This window comes from Acinetobacter sp. BIGb0196, from assembly GCF_011759595.1.
In the GTDB taxonomy this organism is placed as follows: domain Bacteria; phylum Pseudomonadota; class Gammaproteobacteria; order Pseudomonadales; family Moraxellaceae; genus Acinetobacter; species Acinetobacter guillouiae.
The window spans coordinates 298,043-322,114 of the sequence record NZ_JAAOZA010000001.1 but is presented as its reverse complement, the minus strand read 5'-3'; the positions used below and the strand labels follow the sequence as shown (position 1 = coordinate 322,114).

The window sequence follows — 24,072 nt, the reverse complement described above, 5'->3', positions numbered from 1 at the left end:
GGTCTTACTTCAAAAGTTTTCATTAAAAAAGAGTGCTTTAGGCGCTCTTTTTTTTGCTTTTTGATCAGTAGCGTCTTTGTTTTACCTTTTATTTTGATCAAGCCCTCAGCTATATTGTGTAAATAAAGAGATAACTCAGGTAAATAATAAATGAGATCAATCACTCAAAAATTAGTTGATCTACTCGACGTACAACAATTGGATGATGGTCTATTTCAAGGGCAAAACACACGATTATTTGGATCACACCTTGTGGGTGGGCAATTGGTGGCACAAGCATTGATTGCCGCATCAAAAACCACCAATCGACCAGCACATTCATTACATGCTTATTTTATTCGCAGTGGTCGCACAGATATTCCGATTTTATATAAAGTTGAAAATTTAAGAGATGGCAAAAGTTTTTCGACTCGCCAAGTCCATGCTTGGCAAAACGGCCATATTATATTTTCGGCCATGGTTTCATTTGCCAATATTGAAGAGGGTTTAGAAAATCAGATTGAACCGCCTCTCTACCCTTCGCCAGATGAACTGATCCCAGAACAACAACTTAAACAAATGATTTATGAGGATGTTCCTGAACCTGCACGCGCAATATTTATGCGTCAATTTTTTATCAACATCCATCCTGTACAGCCATTCAATCCATTCAAACCGATAAAATTAGACACAAATTATGCTGAATATTTTCAAACCTTTGAAACTATTCCCACTCAACAAGATACACCCATGATGCACCAAGCCATTGCTGCATATTATTCTGACTATAACCTGCTGACGGTTTCACTTAGACCGCATGGTGTCAGCTATGCGAACGGCGGTGTACGTAGTGCAAGTTTAGACCATAGCATTTATTTTCATACAGATTTTAGAGTAGATGAGTGGCTACTTTATGATATGAATGCCACAGTATCTAGCCAATCCAGAGGGCTTAATTTCGGGCGGATGTGGCAAAATGGTCGATTGGTGTGTAGCGTTAATCAGGAGAGTTTAATGCGGCTAAAGCAATAACAAGATGTTTCTATAAGCTTGTGTCAATCATTCTATCTATTACATTCACACAAAATATAAAGACTGATCACGGTATTCAGTTACAATCAAAATCATGTCATATCCCTGACATGATTGTAACGATAGCGATAAGCATGACAAAAATGCCAGTAGTGAACGTGAATATAACGCTTAACCATAACTTAACGAAGACAAATGGACTTTGTTGAGTGAGTAAAAATCAATGACTGATGAACAAACAGTAAAGTGCCCAAAGTGTGGCGCTACAGACTTAGAACGCCGTGATCATGAACAACTTTTAGGCAAAGCAGGCAGTGTATTATTGACTTCTGCGGGTGCAGCAGCAGGAACTGTAGGTGGCGCTGCCTCTGGTGCTTCAATTGGTGCGGCTATCGGAACGGTTGCAGGTCCTTTAGGCGTTATTGTTGGTGGAACTGTAGGAACCTTCGTAGGCGCAATCAGTGTTGGAATTACAGGTGGATTTCTAGGAAATCGCTTTGGTAAACGAGCAGGTGTGATTGTTGACCAAAATATCTTTTTTGATTACCAATGTAAAAAATGTAATCATCGCTTTAATCTAAAATAACAAAATATAAAATATCAATATGATAAAAAACTTCTCTTTTTATCCATTAGACGCCAGATAAAAGAGAAGTCTTTGAATTTTTATCTAGATCTCGCAAGAGCATCAAAAATTATTGGTTTAACTTTTTAACCGTTTCACCCAGACGTTTGCCCTGTTCTGCACATAAAGCTTTTTCATCGGAACTTAAGTTTTGGTCATGACGTGGTCCACTGACATGACTGACTCCATACGGCGTACCGCCTGATTTGGTATTGGATAAAGCTGGATTGGCATTGGTCAGCCCCATGATCATCATGCCATGATGAAACAATGGCGGTAACATCGTTAATAATGTGCTTTCCTGTCCACCATGCATTGACCCTGACGCGGTAAATACACAAGCAGGTTTATCGTGTAATGCACCATTTAGCCAAAGGCTGGTGGTTTGATCCCAAAAGTATTTCATTTCAGATGCCATATTGCCAAAACGTGTTGGTGAACCTAAAGCCAATCCTGCACAATTTTGTAAATCATCCAATGTACAATAAATATCGCCATGTTCTGGAATACTGGCTTCCGCTTCTTTCACTACAGTGGAAAGATTAGGCACAGTGCGAATTTTTACTGCGACACCCGCTGCTTCTACCCCGTTGGCAATCAAGTGTGCCATCTCTTTGGTAGATCCATATTTACTGTAATAGAGTACGAGAACATAAGCTTGCATAGAGATTTCTTGATTTCAACATAAGAAAATAAAACTATACGGTATTTTTCTGCTTTTTTGGGTAAGCTAGACAATGAAAATGCAAGATATGCCGAAAAATAATTGAGATCAAAGATATATATGCTTGAATTACTTAAAAAACTACCCTTCTATGAAAAAACTTGGTTTCAATTCATTCTTTTTGTACTTGGTCGTTTTGAAGCAGATCGTTGTCGTGAACAAGCGGGATCGCTGACCTATACGACATTATTTGCTGTTGTTCCAATGTTGACTGTTTTCTTGGTTATTATCTCATCAATCAAAGCCTTAGAGCCTGCTAGACAGCAACTCCAGCAGATGATTTATAGTAATTTCTTGCCGAAAACCAGCATTGCTTTTGATAAAGCTTTTAATGTCTTTACCGAGAACTCAAGTAATTTAACTGTTATTGGTGTGCTGTTTTTATTCATTACCACAGTACTGATGCTTACCAGTATCGAAACGGTTTTTAATCGGATTTGGCGTGTTCAAGAAACGCGTAATGGCATCATTGGCTTTATGCGTTATTGGACCATTATTTCTTTAGGCCCGATTTTATTGGGGAGTGCCTTTGTCATTTCATCAACATTGGCCTCTATGAATGTTTTAAGTAATAACTTTGCAGGTTATGAAGTTGATGGTACAGCGTTACTTGGGGTCATTTCGTTTGCACTGACTACTTTAGGCTTTTTCATTTTATATTGGACGATTCCAAATCGCAGTATTCCTGTTCGAGCGGCCGCGATTGCAGGTCTTTTTGGTGCGATTGCATTTGAGCTACTTAAAAACCTATTTGGTTTTGTTATGGCAAATTTCACCAGCTATACCCTTGTTTATGGTGCTTTTGCTGCTGTACCAATTTTTCTGTTGTGGATCTTTTTATCGTGGAATATCGTCTTATTGGGTGTGGAAATCAGCTATGCCCTTACCGCATTTCATACAGGTAAAATCCAAACCCGCCATCCTGTGTTGATGATGCTCGATATTCTGGAATTATTTTATAAAAAACAGAAAACGGGTGACGTGGTGACTGATGCAGAAGCACTAAATATTTTAGGTCGTGGTGAAATTGGACGCTGGCCAGTTTATATCCAACTTCTAGAAAAACAGAATTTGGTTAAATGTACTGACAATAATGAATATGTGCTGGTCAGAAATTTAGATGAAATTGATTTCTGGTCATTCTATACATCATTGCCTTATACCCTCCCTCGTCGTCATGATGTTGAACATGTCCATGATGATGATGTTTGGATGAAACATATCGGTCCAACTTTAATTGAATCCGATGAATATTTGGCAGCCAAGTTATCAATTCCGCTTTCAACCATTTTGGATGATAAGTAATCTTAACCCAGATAGATAAACAACTTCCCTTTCCAAGCAGTGCCCATTGGAAAGGGAAGTGATATTACTTTTTCGATGAATCGTTATAATTTCGCAATAGCCAAAACCACTGCATAAAGCGGATAAAAGACACCACAATGGTATTAACCTGTCTTTTTTATAGGATATAATTCAAAGTAGACAAAAGATCTTTTTATTCAGGCAATCTTTGCATGACGATAACAAAAACCAGCGATAAAAATATACTGACTCAACTCAGTACCAATGATGAAATTGTTGCACCGCTGTGGCTTATTTTTCGACATGATCCTGCACTGTCTGTTTATCCTGAACATGGGCATGCTTGGGGCGAATTTATTTATGCCTTTAATGGGGTGATGGAAGTCAATATTGATCAAATTAATTATATTACGCCACCTCCATATGGAGTTTGGTTACCGCCAAATACGCAACACAGTGGTTTGAACCGGACTCCTGTTTCGCATGCAACTTTGTATATCCACCAATCGTTATGTAGTGCCTTACCTCAACAAGCTGGGATTCTCTTAACCTCACCCTTGGTTTCAGCGATTTTACAGCACATCAAACAACACCCAATGCAAGCATCTGAGCCCGAATATTTGCGGCTATTACAGGTATTACTTGATCAATTACAACATGCTGAGTTAATCGGTAGTTATTTACCCCATACCAATCATGCTGCCTTAAAACAAGTTTTGGATTTTTTACATGCCCACCCTGCTGATCACAGTACCCTAGAGGCTTTAGCCCAACGGATTAATATGACTGAACGTACCTTGGCAAGACTGAGTCAAAAAGAGTTGGCAATGTCACTCAATGAATGGCGACAACGCCTTAAAGTCATGAAAGCCATGTCTATGCTCAATGAGGGAAAAACGGTTGAAAGCATTGCACTGGATTTAGGTTATGCCAATGCTTCTGCTTTTATCAATATGTTTAAACGTTGGATGATGCGTACCCCAGATCAGTTTAGAAAATTGTTGCGTCACTAAATCAACTTTTTAAATTTTGAGTAGATGAAGTGGAATGATCTAAATACTGATAATAAACAATCTTCCCGACCAATCTATACACCGATCTAAAAATGCATGGGCTGAATTTAACTTTGGGTTATGTAGTAATTTACCAAAGTCATACAGCTTTTCTGCTTCTTCGCTATCAAAGCGTTTCGTCCGAGCTTCTGCACGATAGCTAAAAAATAGCGATGCTGTAAATTTCAACTGATAAATAAAGCAGGATATATCCCAAAAGTTAGTGATGAATTATTGTTTTATAAAACTGTAGATAATAAAAAACCCAATGCGTATTGATTATAAATAAACACTGGGTTGCTTGAATTTTAAATGCTTATTTTACAAAAGTTTTCCAAACAAAATCTTGGCTTTGACCATGTAAAGTCATACTCAATTGATCACCAGAAGCCAATGCTGCAACACCTGCTGGTGTCCCTGTCATCACCACATCCCCTGGTTCTAAAGAGAATACTTGGCAGATGTCTGCAAGTAAGTAAGCAATATCAAAAATCAATAAAGCAGTATCTCCCTTTTGACGAACTTCATCATTTACTGCAAATTCAAAAGTAACAGCCGACCAATCTTTAATTTCATCCACACTGACCCAATCTGCCAGTACACATGAGCCATCAAAAGCTTTTGAACGCTCCCAAGGCTGGCCTTTGCTCTTTAAGTCATCTTGGAGATCACGTAAAGTTAAATCTAAGCCTAAAGTCACCGCACCAATCGCATCCAATACTTTATCTAAATTGGTTTCGCCCTTAAGTGGCTTATCGATACGTAACGTCAGTTCACACTCATGGTGGCAATTTCCCCACGCCTCATTCCAAGAGATACCGTCTTGCAATGAAATCAAACTACTGGGCGGCTTGATAAATAAGACTGGACGATCTGGAATTGCGTTACCTAATTCTGCTGCATGCGCTGCATAACTACGACCGACACATACAATTTTAGATGGACGTGTACTCATATTGTTCCCTTCTTATTGATCAGCGTTAAAAACTTTATAATTCCAAATTACTTTTTAAAAGTATTGATAAAAATCGTTTGATCTGCGGGTGTCGCAAATGCTCGTTTAGGCACAATCACCACAGTACGATTTTTTAATTCGATCATATAGGTAAGCTTGCCTTCTGCAAATTTATCTACATCTGAATAATGATGAACTTGCTTTGGACGACCACTACTGAATAATTCCATATAGTCTTGAAATAATTCAATACCTTGTTCGCTTTTACCAAATTGATATTTAACAAATTGGCGTTTAAACATCATCGGTAAAAACCAATACCGCATCAGCATTTGCAGAATTAAGAAAAAAGCACCTAAGCAAACATAATATTTACCCACACCCTCTAAACCGAGGTAAATCCCCCAAACCATGATTCCGATGCTGACCAAAGGCGTGAGAAATTGGCTAATTTGCTTTTTACCAAAAGTTGCCAGTTTAAAACCGTCTTGAGATTCTTCTAAATTAAGATAATAACGTGCAGATAATGCAGGCTGGGTGTCTGACATAGTTGCTTCAATACAAATATTTTACGATACCAAGATATTACACTAGATTTTTCCAGCGAGATGCGGATTTTCATCTTGTTTTACAGAACACCTCTATTTTTTAAAAGTGAATCCTTTTAGGGTCTTTCATACAAATGGTTTTTATAAAAACAAAAGATTGCCGCTTATCAAGGCGCAAAAGGAATTGTGATGAAAGTTTTTTATTTAAATATCAGTCTAGTGCTCTTAATCGGTATCAGTCAAATCAGTTTCGCGAAATTGGTCACTTGGAGCGATAATATTCCCAGCGCACTAAAGCCATTTGACAATAATGCCCAGCAAATCGCAGCAATTGCACAAGACAATATTTTAATTTATGCCCATCCAGCGACCAAGACGTCGCTACCGACATTCAGCAAACAGCCTCAACCTATAGCTAAATTTTCAACAGCAGCCATTGTTGTGCCTGTAAGTAGCCAAGAAGTGGCTAAAACTTTAAGCCATTACACGCAATATGTTGGGTTATTCCCGACTTTAAAATCAGCAAAAGTCATCGAAACAGCAGGACCTGTCAGTCAATTGAAATATCGTATTTCCATCCCGACACCGATACCTGTATTGAATTTTAATGAAGATGTGGTGATGCAACATCAAATTGGACAAAATAGCATTTCAACCATGGTGATTGATGGTCCAATTCCTTATGCATTAGGAAAATTTGAATGGTTCAATTTAGCTGACAACAAAACCTTAGTGACCCTGACACAATGGGGCGATTTAAACCAACCGCAGGGTTTCCTATTTAAGAAAATTTTAAATGCTTTCCCTGAAGTAAAACTGGCGATTCCAAATGGTTCGAGCGCCTTTGTTTTAGAAGCACTCAAAAATAAATATACGGCTAAAAAAGTGACGGCATTAAATGCAGGGCAACTGCCTAGCCCACAATTAAATACAGCTCAAATCAATAAAATTGTTCAGGTCAGTGCCAACGCGCAACAGCCCGTCAGTATTGTACTTAATCCTGTTACTGTACCTTATACCCATGGTCGAGAAGTTTTACGCTTTACCACAAGCTATCAATATTTAAATGCCACCCCGCAACAATTACAACGCTGGACACAACCCTTATCCTATAAAGAAATTTTTCCAAAACAAATCAAAAGTATTAAAACCACAGCGATCAACACACAAGGACAAGATGCAGACTTTAAAGTCAGTGTCGGATTGGGGGTTATTAGCATCCCATTTGATTTTAAAATGCGTTTTAGCTATCCCAAAGCCACTGAAAATAACTTCTATGCCAATGGCGGTGATCTACGTTATCTCAAAGGTCAAATTCAATTTTTACCCCAAGGCAATAACACCTTACTCAAAATGACCACCACCATCAAAATTGATGAAAAAGCACCATTTCTACTCAAAGCAGCACGCAGTTTACCCTACCATGAAATGTTACCGGCACTGGGTGCAAATGCAATTTTTGCTCAAAAAGTAAAGTAGTGCTGATTGGGCTTTTAAAACTCAATTAATCAGCCAGATGTTTGATTGTTGTGCCAATATTAAATAGGAAATATAACGGGATTGCGACCAGATCACCGACTAAAGTGACTGGGGTTAAGGCGACTTTCTGCAACAGTGTTTTAGAATGTAGTGAGTATTTGGTTTTTCCTTGTGTATACATCGCAATCGTATAGTTCTGATTAAAGTTTTGAAATTTCATATTTTTAATTTCAGCGTTTAAACCCACAATACGCCCAACCAATCCAATTTTTCTTTGATAAAATTCAGAGTTTTCCTGACCATATTCGTACTGACTCAGTCCAAGTCGAGATAACCTATTTTCTTCCTGTTCAGTTAAATTGTTTTTTGCATAATACAGTTCAATATCACCGCTAAATTGAGTTGCTTGTGGATTTTTTTGATCATCGCTTTCAGGCATTAAAGACAAGCTAAAATGCTTGTCACTCGGACGGACTGGTTTGATCCGCCAATACTTGGGGTCTAAATCAGATTGAATGGTCTCTAAAATTTCCTTATTTCCAATATCAATCATATACGCATATTTTTGCCCAACCACGATTAAGGAGCGATCTACATTGTTTCTATCATGGCTATTTTTTGAGGAGGCATTTTCTTTTAAATAGGCAAAACCGACAATTTGATCCTGATCTACAATCACACGATCTGCATGGGTTGAAACCACTTTACCCGTCGCCAACCTGCCAGAATCACTGTTATTCCACAGAATGGCGGTACATCCTATCATTTGACTGATGACCAGCACGATAAACAATGAGAAATATTTATGCATGAATGATTGGCCTTATTTTTATTATCTCGCTCATTGTGCCATTTTTAGGCACAAAAAAACCGCAATAAAGCGGTTTTTTTAAATATTTTATCAAGTTGGTGCGCTCAGAGAGATTCGAACTCCCGACCCCTTAGTTCGTAGCCAAGTGCTCTATCCAGCTGAGCTATGAGCGCGACGTCTTGATGGGACGCATTATACGCCTTTTCATTTTTTTGTTAAGGATTATTTCAATAGTTAAACACCAAGTGTTTAGTATTTGGGCTATTTATCTTTAAATCGACAAAAAACCTAGGATTTATGCATTTATACACTGCTTGCATGCTGTTTCATTTGAAATTGAATTAAATATTTTTCAGTAAACAACCAAAATAAATAGCCAACTACACTCAATAGGACTCCAGCCGCACACACGGCATACCATCCCCAATGACCATAGAGTGTTGTTGCCAGTAATGATCCCACAGCACTGCCCAATGCATAAAACAACATATAAGCACCAACCAATCGCCCATGTAATCGAATATCCGCTTGGAAGATCAGACTTTGATTAATCACATGAACTGATTGAATGGCCACATCGAATAAAATAATCGCTAAAATAAAAATCCAAATTGAAAAATATAAGCTGGTTAAAATGACCCAAGCTCCGATCAGTAATAGAAACGCATATTGTGTAACACGCTGCGCATAGCCTCGATCAGCCAACCCACCAACACGGATTGCCATAACCGCACCAATAGCACCAATGATGCCTAAAAAACCAATCAAGCTATGTGAATATTCAAAAGGCTGAACAGATAAAGGAAATACCAATGCATTCCAAAACAGATTTAAATTGACGAAAATGATGAAAGCAAGTACGCCTCTAATCTGTAACACTCTATTTTTAAACAATTGTTCAAACAATGAAAAGATCATCTGGGAATAAGTAGATTGCTGAATAGGATCTTTTTCGATACGGATAACAGCTAAGTATTTCCATAAAAACACACTGATCATACTCATACATAGTACAGAGAATATATATACCCCTTGCCATCCAAACCAATCCGCTAAACTACCAGACAGTACCCGAGATAAAAGTATGCCAATCAATACACCAGCTTGGACTGTACCGACGATTTTGCCGCGTTCATCAGCAGCGGCCAAAACTGATGCATAAACAATTAAGCCTTGGGTCATCGCTGTGCCCAACATGCCCACAATCAGCATACTCAATAACAACGTGAAAATATGATCTGAAAAAACCAACGAGATTAAAGCTAGGCATAAAATGATGGACTGAAACAACATCAAAGATTTTCGTGGTAATAAATCGCCTAAAGGCACAATAAAAATTAATGCAATGATTGATCCCACTTGAGTCAATGAAACAACTAACCCCACCCACAAATAATCTAATTTAAAATCTTGGGCAATCAAATCCAGCAATGGCTGTGCATAATAAACATTTGCAACACTCAATCCAGCAGCACACGCAAACAGCATCACCAAGGCTGGAGAAAGCTGAGATCGCTGCTGTTCTCTTGTTTTATTGCGCTGATGATGATCTGTTTTGTTCATTTTGCACCAATCTGGTTTTAATTTGCAACCAGATTAAATTACGCAATCTTGTTTTAAATTGCAACTAGATTTATATATAGTCTATTTTTTAAGATGAAAGGAACGACTGATGAATCAAGACAGATATGAAGCTTGCCCAGTTGCACGGTCAGTGCAATTGATTGGAGATCGTTGGGCTTTATTGATCATTCGCGAAGCTTTTGATGGGGTAAAACGATTTAGTGATTTTCAAAAAAATTTAAATGTCGCCAAAAATATTTTATCTGATCGTTTGGCTAAACTTATTGATGCTCAAATTCTAAAGAACCAACCCGCTTCTAATGGCTCAGCCTATTTGGAATATGTGCTCACTGAACAAGGTTACGCACTGTTCCCGATCATCGTGGCATTACGTCAATGGGGTGAGCAATTTTTATTTGCTGAGGATCAACCACATTCTATTTTACTTGAGAAAAACACAGGTGATGAATTGGCACTTATGCAACCTATGACAAAAAAAGGAAAATATCTACTTGCACAAGAGACCTTTGTGAAAAAGATCAATTAAATGCAAATCATGTTTTCCCAGTTAAAGTCGATGATATTTTTAAAAGAGCAAACTTAAGTTTTAAGGGTTTTACTCAACCAATAAATCTTTTGGATTAATGCTATCACCGTAGACAGGTTTTAACGTCTTTTCATAGGCTTGCTGGATAACCCCTGCTTTAGATAATTTTTCTAAGTCTTGATTCAACCAATCCAATAATTCTTTATCGCCTTTTTTGACTGCAGGTGCAATTAAATCATGCTGACCTAAGCTGGTAATACCCACGGTGTAATTTGGGTTCTCTTTTGCCCAAGCCAGTACCAATAAATTGTCATGTGCCAAAGCCACACCACGTCCATCTTTCAGCGCATCAAAGGTCTCTGTATTCTGCTCGTACTTCTGTAATTTAATTTCAGGATGTGATTTGCTAAAGAATGAGTCTGCTGTCGTGCCTTTATTGACCAATAAAGTCTGGTCTTTAAGCTGCGCAATATCTGTAATCGGCTTAGCTTTAGGTGATACAACGCCCAAAGAAACCTTTAAATAAGGCTTGGCAAAATCGACAACTTCCTTGCGTTCAGGTGTCACGGTGAAATTGGCAAAAATAATATCCACCTTATTGGCTTTAAGGTACTCCACACGATTGGCAGCTTCCGTTAAAACAAACTGAACTTTGTTTTCATCTCCCAATAGGTCTTTGGTAACATGCTTGGCAATTTCCACATCAAAACCTTGGTTTTTACCTTGTGCGTCCAAGTAACCAAAAGGCGGCTTATCACTAAACACCCCGATACGAACCACACCATTTTTCTTAATTTGCTCGATACTTGAGCTGGTTTTTTCAGGTTCAGCAGCTTTTTCAGTTGTTGACGCGTTTTTATTACACGCCGCTAACCCTAAGCTAAGCACTGAGGCCGCAAGTAGATGAGTCAGCTGTTTTATTGATATATTCATTTAATTTTCCTCTGATCTATTTTCATATTTAAACAATGATTTCTTTTCATAGTTAAACGCTTTAATGCAATTTTTATTTCGGTGTCACATCCAAAAAGACTTGAGCATCCACAGTTCCACCGTAAACAGGCTTTAAGGTCTGATCATAAATCTTCTGAATTTCACCTGTTTTTTGTAAGCTTGAAATTTCAGTATTGAGCCAATTTAGAAGTTGGCTATTGCCCTTTTTCACTGCAGGTGCAATAAAGTCTTGATTACCAATTTGTTGAATTCCCGCCGTAAATGTTGGATTCTCAGCTGCCCATGCCAAGGCATAAGTACTGTCTTGAGAAATTGCATCACCACGACCATCTTTCAATGCATTAAAGGCATCAGTATTTTGTTCAAACTTTAATAAATTAATTTTTGGGTAATTCTTAGTGAAATAAATATCTGATGTCGAGCCTTTATTGACGATCAAGGTTTTGCCTTCAAGCTGCTGAATATCTGTAATCGTCTTGGCTTTAGGCGATACGATGCCTAAAGCAGCCTTTAAATACGGTTGAGCAAAATCAACCACTTGTTTACGTTCAGGAGTGACTGAAAAGCTGGCAAATACCGCATCTGCTTTACCCGATTTTAAAAACTCCACCCGATTAGCAGCCTCAGTCACCACAAATTCAACTTTATTTTCATCCCCAAGCAAATCTTTGGTCACTCTTTTTGCTAAAGCGATATCAAAACCTTGTGGTTTACCTGCACTGTCCACATAACCAAATGGAGGATTATCTGCAAAAACAGCAACACGGAACATGCCCTGCTTTTTAATCTGATCTAAAGATTGATCATTCTGGGTATTTTGCTCCGCTGATGCATTTGGTTCAGTTGGCTGACTACATGCGCTCAACATTCCCATACATAAGGCCATACTCAATGTTCTAACAACGTTGGAAATATTAAAAAAAATCGATGGTTGAGTTAAATAAGATAAAGCCATACATCCTCATTTTTATAGATCATTATGTGTTGCTATTAGGGTGAATATTGATGTCTAAATTACTGTTAGTAATTCAACATATTTAAAAAGGCTTTTGCCCGTTCAGTCTGTGGATGCTCAAAAAATTGTTCAGGTGTGGCTTGCTCAATAATTTTGCCTTTATCCATAAAAATAATTCGGTCTGCGACTTTTCTGGCAAAAGACATTTCATGAGTCACGATCAACATGGTCATTCCTTCATGTGCAAGTTTTAAAACCACATCTAATACTTCACGGACCATTTCAGGGTCTAAAGCAGCGGTGATTTCATCTAGCAGAATCACTTGAGGCTGCATCACCAATGAACGCACAATTGCGATACGTTGCTTTTGCCCACCCGATAACTGTCGCGGATAATCTCGCTTACGATCGTATAAACCGACACGTTTCAATAATTCGTCTGCGACTTTCTCAGCTTCAGCTCTTGTTCGTTTTTGAACTTTTAAAGGGCCTAATAAAATGTTATCAATCACATTCATATGCCCAAAAAGTTCATAGTTTTGAAACACCATGCCAATTTTTTGACGTACATCCACCCACGCTAAATCTTTGCCCAATACACCTGAGCCAGCTAAATTGATTGTGCCACCCTGAATTTTTTCCAAGCCATTGATACAACGTAACAATGTGCTTTTCCCACATCCCGATGGACCAAGGATCACCACGACTTCACCCTGTTTTACGTCCAAATCTATGCCTTGTAAAATATGACTTTCTGCAAATGATTTCTGTAAATGTTGTATAGATAACAAAGTCATGATTACTCCCAAACTTTTTCTAAATGCGTCGCTAAACGGGATAAGGGATAGCAAATGATGAAATATAAAATAAAGATCAAACCATAAATCCAAAGAGATGCATTCGGAACAATTAACAGCGAATTTTCAATAATTTGCTGTCCAACTTTAATCACTTCGACCACGCCAATCAGCACTGCCAAGGAGCTGGTTTTAATCATACGCGTGAATAAATTGATTGCGCCCGGTGTGACTCTTTTTAAACTCTGCGGGAAAATCACATAGCCCAAAGTTTGGATAGGACTCAGGCCAAGTGCGTGTGCAGAATCGCGTTGATGTTGATCTATCGATGTGATGGCAGCGCGGACTAAATCGCCCATTTCAGCAGTCCCCCACAATACGAAAACCACAATACATACCAGTACCGCTGAGAGCTGCCAGTTAAACCATGTTGCAAAGCCAAAATAGAAAACAAACAATAAAACCAGAATTGGAATAATCCGAATCGCTTCTAAATACAGTCGACACAAACTTTTAATCAGTAAATTTTTCGACGTCATAATGACACCGAAAATCGTGCCAAAAATTGCTGAAAAAAATACTGATATAAAGGCAATTTTTGCAGTAACCCATAGCCCTTCCAGTAATCGTGCAAGGTGGCTGGGTTGAAACAAATAATCAAATTCCATGGCTCACCTTCCGACTGCGGTATTCCAGATAACTGGTGAGAATAGACACAGGCAATAAAATAATCAGATAAGACATGATCAAGAGAAATAATGCTTCTGTGGTTTTATAATCCATACCAATTAAGTCTTTGGTGACAAACAATAGTTCCACCACTGCGATGGCACTCACAACAGAACTTTCTTTAATCAGAAACAAACAATTTGCACCAATTGCAGGAATTGAAATTGCTAGAGCTTGAGGGAAGATCACATATTGAAAAACTTGCAGTGGATTCAGTCCAATACTTTCACCCGAATCAATTTGCCCTTTGGCCACAGCTTGTAAACCTGCACGAAAGGCTTCAGCCATATAGCTTCCACCTAGAAAAGTTAGACCAATGACCCCACAGCTAAATCCATCAATTTTAATCCCCAGTTTTGGTAAACCGTAATAGAGAAAAAATAACTGAATCAATAAGGGCGTATTGCGTGATAATTCAATGTAAATTTTGGCAATTTTGTCAAAGACCCGTACCCGATAGGTAATGAGAATACTGCAAATTAAACCAACCAATATTGCGAGAATAATACTGATGATTGAGATTTTGAGTGTCGTCACCATTGCCGAAGCAAACTGTGGCATCACACTGTAGATATATTGCCAATTCAAAGAAATCGTCCAAAATAATTATTTTATTGTTACGCTCTAAAGCAGAAAAAATGATTTGGAACTATCTTACAGTGAGAATTTTGTCTAAATAAATATGATTATCAGATAAGCTTTTCTATAAAAATAATGCTGGATAATGCTTACTTTTTTACGGTGAGAAAAATAAGCGTAGTTAAAATTGAACAATCATCGACCCGAAGCAATTATTCGGCATTCACCACGTCTAACAATTCCATACATTCAGCACAGAAGATGACAGATTCATTTTCTAAACTTTGGATTTGCAGTTCATAGACAAAACCTGTCAGCGTGCGATTACAGCCATCACACTGTTGCAGGTTGAAATGACAAATAAAATCAACATGCTGGTAAATATAATATCCATCTGTATATTTCTTCATGTTCTTCTTTCTAAAGCTCCGGTTATTTTATTATTTTAAAGTTTTTAGCTCTAGAATAGATGTTTCAATCCTTACTCTGCGACAAGAATAGACGTGCAAAAAATAATAAAATTCATTTTATTTAAATTCCACATCAATCAATCCTGTACTATTATTTCATAAATATTCCTATAAAAACTCAGATGATAAAAGGAAACAATGGGACATTACTCAACACTTTTAATTTCATCCGATCTCGATAGAACCACGGGTGAAATGGATGAAAATGAAACCTATCAAGAAGTTAAATACTCGATTCCATTATTTTGGTTGGCCTTATTTAAAGTTGAAGACATTAACACTCTTCAAGATGAAGATGGCTTAAGCTATTACGTCTTTCGGGCAACGATCTTAAAAAGCTGTGAAACGTTTAAATCCAGACTCAATATATGGTCAGCACTCTATAATGATGAAAAAGTAGCAATTTTAGCTCAATCATTTTTACAATATTTACAACATACTCCAACATTTTCAGTCGAGCTTAATATTACCGATATTATGGCAATGATGATTGATCCATTTAGCATAGAAGCTAACAATGAAATGGTGGATATGATCCATTTCATCGAAGAAAAACATCGAGATCCCAAAAGTCCATCACCATCCAAATATTGGCTGCCAAAATCTTTTGAACTTAAAACACCCCAAAATCGATATTTAGATATCGATGGTTTTGGAGAGTCTTTACTGCCCTGTTTTGAGGTGGATAGATGGTTAAATAATCATGAAAAGACACAACAGCCTGTTAAAAATAAACTCAATGCGTCTTTTGATGAGATCCATTTTTATCGAATGCTGCTGTCCAAAGCTGAAATCTCGCCAAACAGTTCATTCGGTTTTAAACATCGGTTTTTATTTCTGACGCGAATTAAAAATAAGGCATTACGCAAATGGCTCTTTCAAGTATTCTTCTTTAATGAAATGCTATTTTTCTGTTTATTGTGGCTTAGTCTAAGTTTAATCAGCATCTTTTTTCTTTTTAAAATTAGCACTTTTTCCTATTTAGAGATAACTGGCATTATTATTGGGCTTATTGCATTTAGCTATTTTATTTTTCGAAAAATAGCCAAGAGAATTAATATATTCAACCAACTAAAATCACCGGCCTAAAATCATCGATCTAAATTTCAGGCACAAAAAAACCGCAATGTATGCGGTTAATTCTTCAAGTTGGTGCGCTCAGAGAGATTCGAACTCCCGACCCCTTAGTTCGTAGCCAAGTGCTCTATCCAGCTGAGCTATGAGCGCAATACTTGTGTTGCCAAAAGGCATTCGTTACATCATGATTAACTTATTGGTGCGCTCAGAGAGATTCGAACTCCCGACCCCTTAGTTCGTAGCCAAGTGCTCTATCCAGCTGAGCTATGAGCGCGTCATAAGTAATCGTTGGCGGTGAGAGAGGGATTCGAACCCTCGATACAGTTACCCGTATGCATCCTTAGCAGGGATGTGGTTTCAGCCACTCACCCATCTCACCGTAACGAGCCGCCATAATACAAACTAAAACCCGATTCGGCAAGTGATGACATTAAAAAAAATAGAGAAATTTACTCAATTAAATACTTTTTAAGCGATTTTCATCATTTTGTTGTTTTTTTATGCTGCAAAATAATCACAATCTACAAATACCTAGAAATTTTCTCTAAAAACTAAATTAAAAACACAATATTGCAATCAATTACGTGCAGTATTCCACGCTATGTCTTATGCTAATCATATCTTCTGACTAGAAACCAAATACATCATGAAAAATTGGGTCGATCCTGAAGCCAAAGCTGAAGCTGAGCGTTACGACAATCCCATTCCAAGTCGTACCCTTATCTTAGAAATCATTGAACGAAAACAAGAAGCATTGTCACATGCAGATCTTGTTGAACTGCTTGAAATTGTCGATCAAAAAAGTATAGATGCGCTCAGCCATCGTTTAAGTGCAATGGTCCGTGATGGTCAGTTGATGAAAGATGGTTTTAAATATCAGCTGATGGCCGATCAACCTACCCTAGACGCTACTGTTTATGTCAACGCTAAAGGTTTAGGTGTTGCAAGCTTAGATGGGAAGAAAGATGAGTTCCTTCTGCCTGAGCGCGAATTACGTCAAGTCTTCCATGGTGACCGCGTTAAAGTCCAACAAACTTCTGTAGACCGTAAAGGTAAAGCTTGGGGCTATATTACTGAAGTGACTCAACGTCGAGTTAAACAACTGATCGGTAAAGTTGCAGAATTTGAAGGTGAATACTTTATTCAACCTGCACCTCCCAATGCACATCAGCCCATAACTTTAGAAAAAGAACTGATTGAACATGCCAAAGCCAAAGTAGGCGATGCATTACGTGTTGAAATTGATGACTATCCAACTCGAGATGAGTTTGCGACAGGTCATGTGATTCAGTCAATGGCGGATAAAGCAGATACTGAAATCATTATCCCGCAAACCATTTTAGAATATGGTTTACCTTATGAATTCCCAGAAGAAGTCATCAAAGAAGCTGAAGCATTTAAAGAACCTTCTGCAAAAGATCGTCAAGGCCGTATAGATTTACGAGATCTGCCTTTAGTCACCATTGATGGTGAAGACGCACGTGATTTCGATGATGCAGTCTATGCGGAAAAACGTCCTGGTGGTGGCTATCGTGTCGTTGTCGCGATTGCAGATGTCAGTCATTATGTCCGTGTTGGTAAACCTTTAGATGATGAAGCGCAAGAACGTGGTACATCTGTGTATTTCCCACACTATGTATTACCAATGTTGCCTGAAGCACTTTCAAATGGCTTATGTTCTTTAAATCCACATGTTGACCGTTTATGTATGGTGTGTGATTTAAATTTAAGTCGTGCTGGTAAAGTGACTAAATTTGAATTTTATCCGTCAGTGATGCATTCAAAAGCACGTTTAACCTATACCCAAGTTGCACAATATTTGGATGGCGACAGCAATGCGATTCCTGAAGATCGTGATGTCCGTAAGTCAGTCAATACGCTCTACCAATTGTATGAAACCTTAAAAGGTTTACGTGCACAACGTCATGCAATGGAATTTGAAACCGTTGAAACCTACATGACTTTTGATGAATTGGGTGGAATTAAAGAAATTTTACCGCGTTCACGTAATGTTGCGCATAAGCTTATTGAAGAATGTATGTTGCTTGCTAACGTTGCAGCAGCAGAATATTGCTTAAAAAATGAAGTTCCAATGTTGTATCGTGTGCATGAAGCACCAGAGTTTTCACGCATTCAAAAAGTAAAAGACTTTGTGAAATTATTGGGCTTTAAATTCCCTGACCAACCGACACAAGCCGATTACCAAACGGTGATTGAAGCAACCAAAGATCGTATTGATGCACCGAGTATTCATGCGGTGTTATTACGTTCAATGATGCAAGCCTACTATGGTCCAAAAAATGTGGGCCACTATGGCTTGGCTTATGAAGCATATACCCATTTCACTTCACCAATTCGTCGCTACCCTGACCTGCTATTACATCGTGCGATTAAAGCCAGTTTAACCAACAAAAAGTATCCACTTTCAGGTGCGGCGTTAGAAGATGCGGGTGAACATTTCTCTGCAACTGAACGTCGTGCAGATGAAGCCTCGCGTTCGGTTACTTCATGGCTGAAATGTCACTATATGCAGCAACATTTAGGCGAAGAATTTGTTGGTGTGATCAGTGCAACCGCTGAATTTGGCTTATTCGTAACCCTAAAAGATTTATATGTGGATGGTATGATTCACGTGAGTCAATTGGGCGATGACTACTTTGTTTATGACCAAGTTAGTCAAAATTTAGTCGGTCAAAATCGTGGTCAAGCCTTTGGCTTGGGTGACGAAGTCAAGATCAAAGTTGCTGGGGTTAACCTAGAAGAACGTAAGATTGATTTTGAATTGTTACAACAACTGTCGCATGCGGGCCGTGTAATCCGTAGTCGTGCACCACGTGTTGCAAAACCCGTTGCCAAAGAAGAAGTCTTTTCTGAACGTCCTGTCAAAGTTAAATCTGAATCTGACAGTGGGAATGCCAGCGAAGATGGGGAACGTCCCATTCGAAAGAAAAAGCCCAAAGGAAAACCCAGCTCTTACAATAAAAAACCTGGAAAAAGTGCTGCAACTCAGCCTGAAACAAAGGCTAAAGATAAAGTGAAGAAAAAGGCTAAAGCAAAAAAGAAAAAGTCGAACGCAAAAGCAAAGACTGAGTAATTTTACTTACCACAAAATCAGAGAGCTTCGGCTCTCTTTTTTATCATTAAAATTTTAAATTTGAATACGTCTAAAAATACTTTTCTTGTACCCTCATAGAGTCTTCCTTGTTTTATAATGCATCTATAGCGACTCAAATAACTCTAGAAATAACAGCATGAAAATTAAAAATATACTATCACTCTCAATACTGCTACTCAGCTGTGTAGCTTCTGCTGAAACCATCACCTTTAAAACCCAAACTATTCCCTCAAAATATACGAATTTTTCAGGAAATATTCCCCTTATCCAAGGCAAAGGTTTTGAAAAAATCAACCAACAGATCAAACACGAACTTTTGGCAGATGATGCTACACGTATCAACTTTAGTTCAGGAAAGATCTATCAGGATCAAAACTATTTAAGTGTTTATGCCCATTTAGAAATTGAAGGCGGACAAAGCTATTATCGTGAAAAATATTATGTAATCGATTTAAAAAATAAACAGTTCGCAACATTGTCACAAATTCTACAAAAATATCAATTATCTGCAACGCAAATCTCAAATGAAATTGCTCAGCAACTTGCCCCATGTATTGAAAATAAAACAGCAACGCTTTCTAAAACGTCTAATGACTGTGATAGCGCAGATCTGCAATACCTATACCGATACTATGCTGAAGATCGAAATTTTATTGCGCTAAAAAATGCAAATGGCTTTTATCTTAAAAAAGATATTTTGGGCATCAGTTTTGATGCGGGCGCATATTCTATCCCTTTTGAATACAACCTCAAAACCAAACAAGTCCATTAACATCTGTGTTAATTTTATTGTCACACCTTGATTTCCCCTGCCAGAAGCCCTACATCTATCTATAACTTAAGAAATGATTTGGCATAAAGCTCATGACACTAGAACAGGCAACGTTGCCAGTACCGCAATTTGATCAAATTAGTTTAGATCAGCTCAAACAAAATATTGAAAAAGCCATCCAAGACGGTCAAAACTTTTTAAATGACTTGGTCCAAGTCCCTGAAAGCATTCAACAACAACTTGCAGTGATCGAAAATGTAGATTCACTTGAAAATAACATGAGTGAATCTTGGGGAATTTTGTCACACCTCAACGCAGTGATGAATAACACTGAAACGCGTGAAGTCTATCAAGCCTTATTGCCAGGTCTAAGTGAATACTACACCCAGATCGGTCAACACGTTGCTTTGTTCCAAATTTATCAAAATGTTTATGATCATGCGATTTTTAGCGACTTGCCAACGGCGCAACAAAGTGCAATTAAGCTGGCTTTACGTGATTTTAAACTTTCAGGTGTTGCCCTCGAAGGTGAGGCTAAAAAACGCTATGCAGAAATTTCAGCACGATTATCACAACTGTCTTCTGATTTTTCTAATCATGTTTTGGATTCAACCCAAGCCTATAGCAAAACTTTAACCACGGATCAGCTTAAAGGTCTACCGCAAGGCAGTATTGAATTACTCAAACAATATGGTCAACAACGCGAACTAGATCAGCCTGTTGCTACCTTAGATATTCCATCTTATTTGGCCATCATGACCTATGCAGAAGATCGCGCGCTCCGTGAAGAAATCTATCACGCTTATGTTACACGCGCCTCAGATCAAGCCAGCGATACGCAATTTGACAATGCACCCGTGATGGTTGAAATCCTCAGCTTACGTCAGGAAATGGCCAAGCTTTTAGGTTTTGACAATTTTGCAGAATACTCACTTGCTTCAAAAATGGCACCCGATGTGGCCACTGTTGATCAATTTCTGGTTGATTTAGCAGAGCATGCACGTACACCTGCATTAAAAGAAATCGAAGAACTCAAAGCCATTGCCAAACAAGATGGCATAGATGAGCTAAAACCTTGGGACAGCGGTTATTATTCTGAAAAACTAAAAGTTCAACAGTTCAACCTTTCTCAGGAAGATTTAAAACCATACTTCCCTGCGCCTAAAGTGATTCAAGGCTTATTTAATGTGGTCAATCGTTTATATGGAATTCAAGTCATTGAACGCCAAGCACCACTTTGGCATACAGATGCTCATTATTATGAACTAGAAGACCAAGGCACTGTGATTGGTGGTTTTTACTTTGACCTCTATGCACGTAACGGTAAACGTGGTGGTGCATGGATGAGTGGTTTCCGCTCGCGTATGCAAACCGAAACGGGGTTACAAAAACCAATCTGCTATATGGTTGGGAACTTTACCCCGCCTGTCGGTGATCAGCCTGCCCTATTAACGCATGATGAAGTGAATACCTTATTTCATGAGTTTGGTCATGGCTTACACCATATGTTGACCGAAGTAGACAATATTGCAGTTGCTGGAACGCACGGCGTTGCATGGGATGCAGTGGAGTTACCTAGCCAGTTTATGGAATTTTGGACATGGGATACGGAAAGCTTGGCTTTAATCAGTGAACATATTGAATCTAAAGACTCACTTCCTGAGCATCTTTTAAAAGCCTTACTCGATGCTCGTTTCTTCCAATCAGGTATGCAAACTTTACGACAAATTGAGTTTGCATTGTTCGATTTAACCATTCATAAACTTACACCTGCACTAAATGCCGAACAAATCCAAGCCACTTTAGATGATATTCGCCAGAAGTATGCTGTTTTAGCAACAGCACCTTATAACCGCTTCCAAAATGGCTTTAGCCATATTTTTGCGGGCGGTTATGCTGCTGGTTATTATTCTTATAAATGGGCAGAAGTTTTAGCAAGTGATGCTTTTGACCGCTTTGAAAATGAAGGTGTGTTTAATACCCAAACTGGACAAGAGTTCCGTAAGGCAATCCTTGCAGTTGGCGGAAAAGATACAGCACTTGATGCATTTATCAATTTCCGTGGTCGTGAACCTAAAATAGATGCATTATTACGTCATCAAGGTTGGACGAATAGCTAAAAAAACGCTTAAACTAACGGCCAAAATTGTTTAAAGTGTGGTGGGTGTATGAATATTAGACGTCGTTTCATTGCTGGTGCAAAATGTCCAAAATGTGAAGCGATGGATCGTATTGTTATGCTCACCCAAGGCGATGCTGAATGGATTGAATGCATCGAGTGTGGATATTCTGAAAATCGCCCTACCCATGTAGATGCGCCTGAAGAACCTGCTATACCTGATGAAATTGGGGTCATTCAATTCAAGCCTCGCTCTTCAAAATAGATCGGACCGAATAAAATGCATATAGAACAAAGAAACAATTCAAAATTAATGTGGATTATTGCAGGCGGGTTGGGGGCAGTTATCGTTTTAATTGCTATTTTTTTCTGGTTAAATAACACCTCTGAAAGCACCCAAATCAATGAGCCATTGAATCAGACTACACCTGCTGCGAAGAAAGTGGAAGCAACGGCACCACCTGTGGCAACGCCTGTTGAACAAAGTGCTGCTTCAGAGGCTGCCAATGTAGAATTGGTCAAAGCATCAATTTTAAAAGATAAAATTCCTGAAAATGCCAGTTTAGCTAAAGAAGAAGTGGCTAAACTAGAAGACATCCAAAAACAACTTGATGATCAGCAACAAAACCTCAAATCACAACATGCTGATGCGGATCAATTGATTAAACTTAAGGAAGAGCAAATCAAGCTACTTCAACAGCAAATGGCGGCACAAAATCAATAATTTTTGATCATGTGCAAAAATGACGATCTGATATCAGAAAGCCTTAACCTCTTTATAAGTTAAGGCTTTTTTCAATTTGAACAATAGACATTTCAATATTTTAAAGTGAGTCCAATGACTGCTGTGTTGATTTTTTCCATTGGATTGGCTTTTGGATAATTTGCGCCAATAAAATTCCACAGAGTGTTAAACCACCACCAACCAAATGAAAAACTTGTAAATGTTCACCCAAGAGCACCACGGCAATTAAAGCTGTAAACACAGGCAATAAATTCATAAAAATACTATTTTTATTGGGTCCCAAATGTCTTACACCTTCAATCCATAGATAAGACAATAAAATCGATGAGAAAATACTGGCATACAAAATCAAAGGAATGGTCTGTTGATTCAGTTGCATTTGTGATGCGGGTAAAAAGATAAAAAACGGCAAAACATATAAGATGGCAAAGCTCGACATCACAAAATTCGATTGCCATGCAGGGATCGGCATTTTCCAACGTTTTAACAGCACACCATATAAGGCGTAGCCGATTGCGGCAAGCAACATCAAGCCATCTCCAAGATGCATACCTTGGCTAAAAACTTGGGCAATATGCCCATGACTCAATAAATACAAAATGCCATAGAATGATAAGAAGCCTCCGATCACTAAGCCATAGCTAATCTGATCTTTTAAAATCCATGTACTTAAAATAATCGTCAATAATGGAATCAATGCCGTCACAATCGCCATATTGGTTGCTGTTGTGGTTGTCGCTGCTTGATAAGACAAAAATTGGAATAAGGATACAGAAAGAAATCCACCTAAAGCCAAATGTTTCCAATACTGGCGAATAATATGGCGATTTTTCCACGTGGGAATCAATACAAAAGTACTCATCACCGCGAGCGCAAAAACCAAACGATAAAATGTAATCGCCACAGGTGAAATTGCATGACTTGCCATTTTAGACACAATCACATTTCCAGCCCAAAATAAAATGGCGAACAATGGGTAGAAATAAGCTTTTTGAAACATGCTGCTCTGCCTATACAGAAAGATTCAACCATGTTAAAAAATAATCATTTTGTATTTGTACGACAAAATGACAATAACTATCGCAAAAAGGACATTATGCTTGAGGACTAAGCAATTCCACGAATATATGATTGACAGTG

24 protein-coding genes and 4 tRNA genes are annotated in these 24,072 nt (G+C 38.3%); 12 read left to right on the top strand and 16 right to left on the bottom strand.

The features are described from left to right. Positions 1-150: 150 nt before the first annotated feature. The gene (locus tag FHR28_RS01510; protein WP_166781795.1) at positions 151-1,011 is read left to right on the top strand and encodes an acyl-CoA thioesterase; all 861 of its coding nucleotides are present in this window, start codon (positions 151-153) and stop codon (positions 1,009-1,011) included. A gap of 223 nt (positions 1,012-1,234) precedes the next feature. After that, positions 1,235-1,597, top strand: a complete 363-nt coding sequence (locus FHR28_RS01505; protein WP_004725792.1) for a hypothetical protein — start codon at positions 1,235-1,237, stop codon at positions 1,595-1,597. A 109-nt stretch (positions 1,598-1,706) separates the two neighbouring features. Here the strand turns inward: FHR28_RS01505 and wrbA are convergent, their stop codons facing one another. Then, the gene (wrbA, locus tag FHR28_RS01500; RefSeq protein ID WP_166781794.1) at positions 1,707-2,300 is read right to left on the bottom strand and encodes an NAD(P)H:quinone oxidoreductase; all 594 of its coding nucleotides are present in this window, start codon (positions 2,298-2,300) and stop codon (positions 1,707-1,709) included. A gap of 120 nt (positions 2,301-2,420) precedes the next feature. Here wrbA and FHR28_RS01495 point away from each other — a divergent pair, with 120 nt between their 5' ends. Together FHR28_RS01495 and FHR28_RS01490 are read left to right on the top strand one after the other, a co-directional pair. After that, positions 2,421-3,665, top strand: coding sequence for a YihY family inner membrane protein (locus FHR28_RS01495; RefSeq protein WP_004725788.1), 1,245 nt, complete (start codon positions 2,421-2,423; stop codon positions 3,663-3,665). A gap of 212 nt (positions 3,666-3,877) precedes the next feature. Then, a complete protein-coding gene (locus FHR28_RS01490; RefSeq protein ID WP_166781793.1) occupies positions 3,878-4,678 on the top strand; it encodes an AraC family transcriptional regulator in 801 nt (266 codons plus the stop codon). 355 nt (positions 4,679-5,033) lie between these two features. On the opposite strand, the gene FHR28_RS01485 is transcribed toward FHR28_RS01490, so the two are convergent. Further along, entirely contained in the window at positions 5,034-5,672 is a 639-nt protein-coding gene (locus FHR28_RS01485) for a fumarylacetoacetate hydrolase family protein (protein ID WP_166781792.1), read from the bottom strand. A 47-nt stretch (positions 5,673-5,719) separates the two neighbouring features. Beyond that, the gene (locus tag FHR28_RS01480; protein WP_004816919.1) at positions 5,720-6,220 is read right to left on the bottom strand and encodes a YcxB family protein; all 501 of its coding nucleotides are present in this window, start codon (positions 6,218-6,220) and stop codon (positions 5,720-5,722) included. 189 nt (positions 6,221-6,409) lie between these two features. Here FHR28_RS01480 and FHR28_RS01475 point away from each other — a divergent pair, with 189 nt between their 5' ends. Further along, positions 6,410-7,699, top strand: a complete 1,290-nt coding sequence (locus tag FHR28_RS01475; protein ID WP_166781791.1) for an SRPBCC family protein — start codon at positions 6,410-6,412, stop codon at positions 7,697-7,699. 25 nt (positions 7,700-7,724) lie between these two features. Here the strand turns inward: FHR28_RS01475 and FHR28_RS01470 are convergent, their stop codons facing one another. The 3 genes from FHR28_RS01470 to FHR28_RS01460 form a co-directional block, all read right to left on the bottom strand. Further along, on the bottom strand, positions 7,725-8,510 hold the full coding sequence (locus FHR28_RS01470; protein WP_056512225.1) for a hypothetical protein: 786 nt from the start codon (positions 8,508-8,510) through the stop codon (positions 7,725-7,727). A 96-nt stretch (positions 8,511-8,606) separates the two neighbouring features. Further along, positions 8,607-8,683: transfer RNA gene (locus FHR28_RS01465), tRNA-Arg, on the bottom strand. 130 nt (positions 8,684-8,813) lie between these two features. Next, a complete protein-coding gene (locus FHR28_RS01460; RefSeq protein ID WP_166781790.1) occupies positions 8,814-10,073 on the bottom strand; it encodes an MFS transporter in 1,260 nt (419 codons plus the stop codon). A gap of 109 nt (positions 10,074-10,182) precedes the next feature. Here FHR28_RS01460 and FHR28_RS01455 point away from each other — a divergent pair, with 109 nt between their 5' ends. After that, positions 10,183-10,620, top strand: a complete 438-nt coding sequence (locus FHR28_RS01455) for a winged helix-turn-helix transcriptional regulator (RefSeq protein ID WP_166781789.1) — start codon at positions 10,183-10,185, stop codon at positions 10,618-10,620. 69 nt (positions 10,621-10,689) lie between these two features. Here the strand turns inward: FHR28_RS01455 and FHR28_RS01450 are convergent, their stop codons facing one another. The 6 genes from FHR28_RS01450 to FHR28_RS01425 all read right to left on the bottom strand — a co-directional run bounded on the left by FHR28_RS01450 (position 10,690) and on the right by FHR28_RS01425 (position 15,044). Continuing rightward, a complete protein-coding gene (locus FHR28_RS01450; RefSeq protein ID WP_166781788.1) occupies positions 10,690-11,553 on the bottom strand; it encodes a cysteine ABC transporter substrate-binding protein in 864 nt (287 codons plus the stop codon). 73 nt (positions 11,554-11,626) lie between these two features. Beyond that, positions 11,627-12,460 (bottom strand): transporter substrate-binding domain-containing protein, encoded by an 834-nt coding sequence (locus FHR28_RS01445; RefSeq protein ID WP_374759607.1) that lies wholly within the window; start codon positions 12,458-12,460, stop codon positions 11,627-11,629. Between the two features lie 134 nt (positions 12,461-12,594). After that, complete coding sequence (locus FHR28_RS01440) at positions 12,595-13,326, bottom strand: amino acid ABC transporter ATP-binding protein (RefSeq protein WP_004725765.1); 732 nt, start codon at positions 13,324-13,326, stop codon at positions 12,595-12,597. A 2-nt stretch (positions 13,327-13,328) separates the two neighbouring features. Then, positions 13,329-13,994, bottom strand: a complete 666-nt coding sequence (locus FHR28_RS01435) for an amino acid ABC transporter permease (RefSeq protein ID WP_004816904.1) — start codon at positions 13,992-13,994, stop codon at positions 13,329-13,331. Then, positions 13,984-14,643, bottom strand: a complete 660-nt coding sequence (locus FHR28_RS01430; RefSeq protein WP_004816902.1) for an amino acid ABC transporter permease — start codon at positions 14,641-14,643, stop codon at positions 13,984-13,986. Before FHR28_RS01430 ends, FHR28_RS01435 begins: the two co-directional genes overlap by 11 nt. Before the next feature lie 203 nt (positions 14,644-14,846). Then, positions 14,847-15,044, bottom strand: a complete 198-nt coding sequence (locus FHR28_RS01425; protein WP_004816901.1) for a hypothetical protein — start codon at positions 15,042-15,044, stop codon at positions 14,847-14,849. Positions 15,045-15,242: 198 nt separating this feature from the next. On the opposite strand from FHR28_RS01425, the gene FHR28_RS01420 reads away from it, so the two are divergent. Further along, entirely contained in the window at positions 15,243-16,193 is a 951-nt protein-coding gene (locus FHR28_RS01420; protein ID WP_166781786.1) for a hypothetical protein, read from the top strand. 61 nt (positions 16,194-16,254) lie between these two features. Here the strand turns inward: FHR28_RS01420 and FHR28_RS01415 are convergent. From FHR28_RS01415 to FHR28_RS01405, 3 genes are all read right to left on the bottom strand, one after another. Next, a tRNA-Arg gene (locus FHR28_RS01415) sits at positions 16,255-16,331 on the bottom strand. Between the two features lie 47 nt (positions 16,332-16,378). Next, positions 16,379-16,455 (bottom strand) — tRNA-Arg (locus tag FHR28_RS01410). A gap of 15 nt (positions 16,456-16,470) precedes the next feature. Beyond that, positions 16,471-16,560 (bottom strand) — tRNA-Ser (locus FHR28_RS01405). Positions 16,561-16,824: 264 nt separating this feature from the next. On the opposite strand from FHR28_RS01405, the gene rnr reads away from it, so the two are divergent. The 5 genes from rnr (at position 16,825) to FHR28_RS01380 (ending at position 22,911) form a co-directional block, all read left to right on the top strand. After that, the gene (gene rnr / locus FHR28_RS01400) at positions 16,825-19,275 is read left to right on the top strand and encodes a ribonuclease R (protein WP_178283395.1); all 2,451 of its coding nucleotides are present in this window, start codon (positions 16,825-16,827) and stop codon (positions 19,273-19,275) included. 157 nt (positions 19,276-19,432) lie between these two features. Continuing rightward, the gene (locus FHR28_RS01395) at positions 19,433-20,068 is read left to right on the top strand and encodes a hypothetical protein (protein WP_166781785.1); all 636 of its coding nucleotides are present in this window, start codon (positions 19,433-19,435) and stop codon (positions 20,066-20,068) included. Positions 20,069-20,160: 92 nt separating this feature from the next. Continuing rightward, entirely contained in the window at positions 20,161-22,188 is a 2,028-nt protein-coding gene (locus FHR28_RS01390) for a M3 family metallopeptidase (protein WP_166781784.1), read from the top strand. 54 nt (positions 22,189-22,242) lie between these two features. Further along, the gene (locus FHR28_RS01385) at positions 22,243-22,452 is read left to right on the top strand and encodes a YheV family putative zinc ribbon protein (RefSeq protein ID WP_171066870.1); all 210 of its coding nucleotides are present in this window, start codon (positions 22,243-22,245) and stop codon (positions 22,450-22,452) included. Between the two features lie 15 nt (positions 22,453-22,467). Continuing rightward, positions 22,468-22,911: a hypothetical protein gene (locus FHR28_RS01380; RefSeq protein ID WP_004725747.1), complete on the top strand. Its 444-nt coding sequence runs from the start codon at positions 22,468-22,470 to the stop codon at positions 22,909-22,911. 100 nt (positions 22,912-23,011) lie between these two features. On the opposite strand, the gene FHR28_RS01375 is transcribed toward FHR28_RS01380, so the two are convergent. Further along, positions 23,012-23,932: a DMT family transporter gene (locus FHR28_RS01375; RefSeq protein ID WP_034614348.1), complete on the bottom strand. Its 921-nt coding sequence runs from the start codon at positions 23,930-23,932 to the stop codon at positions 23,012-23,014. Positions 23,933-24,072 lie beyond the last annotated feature (140 nt).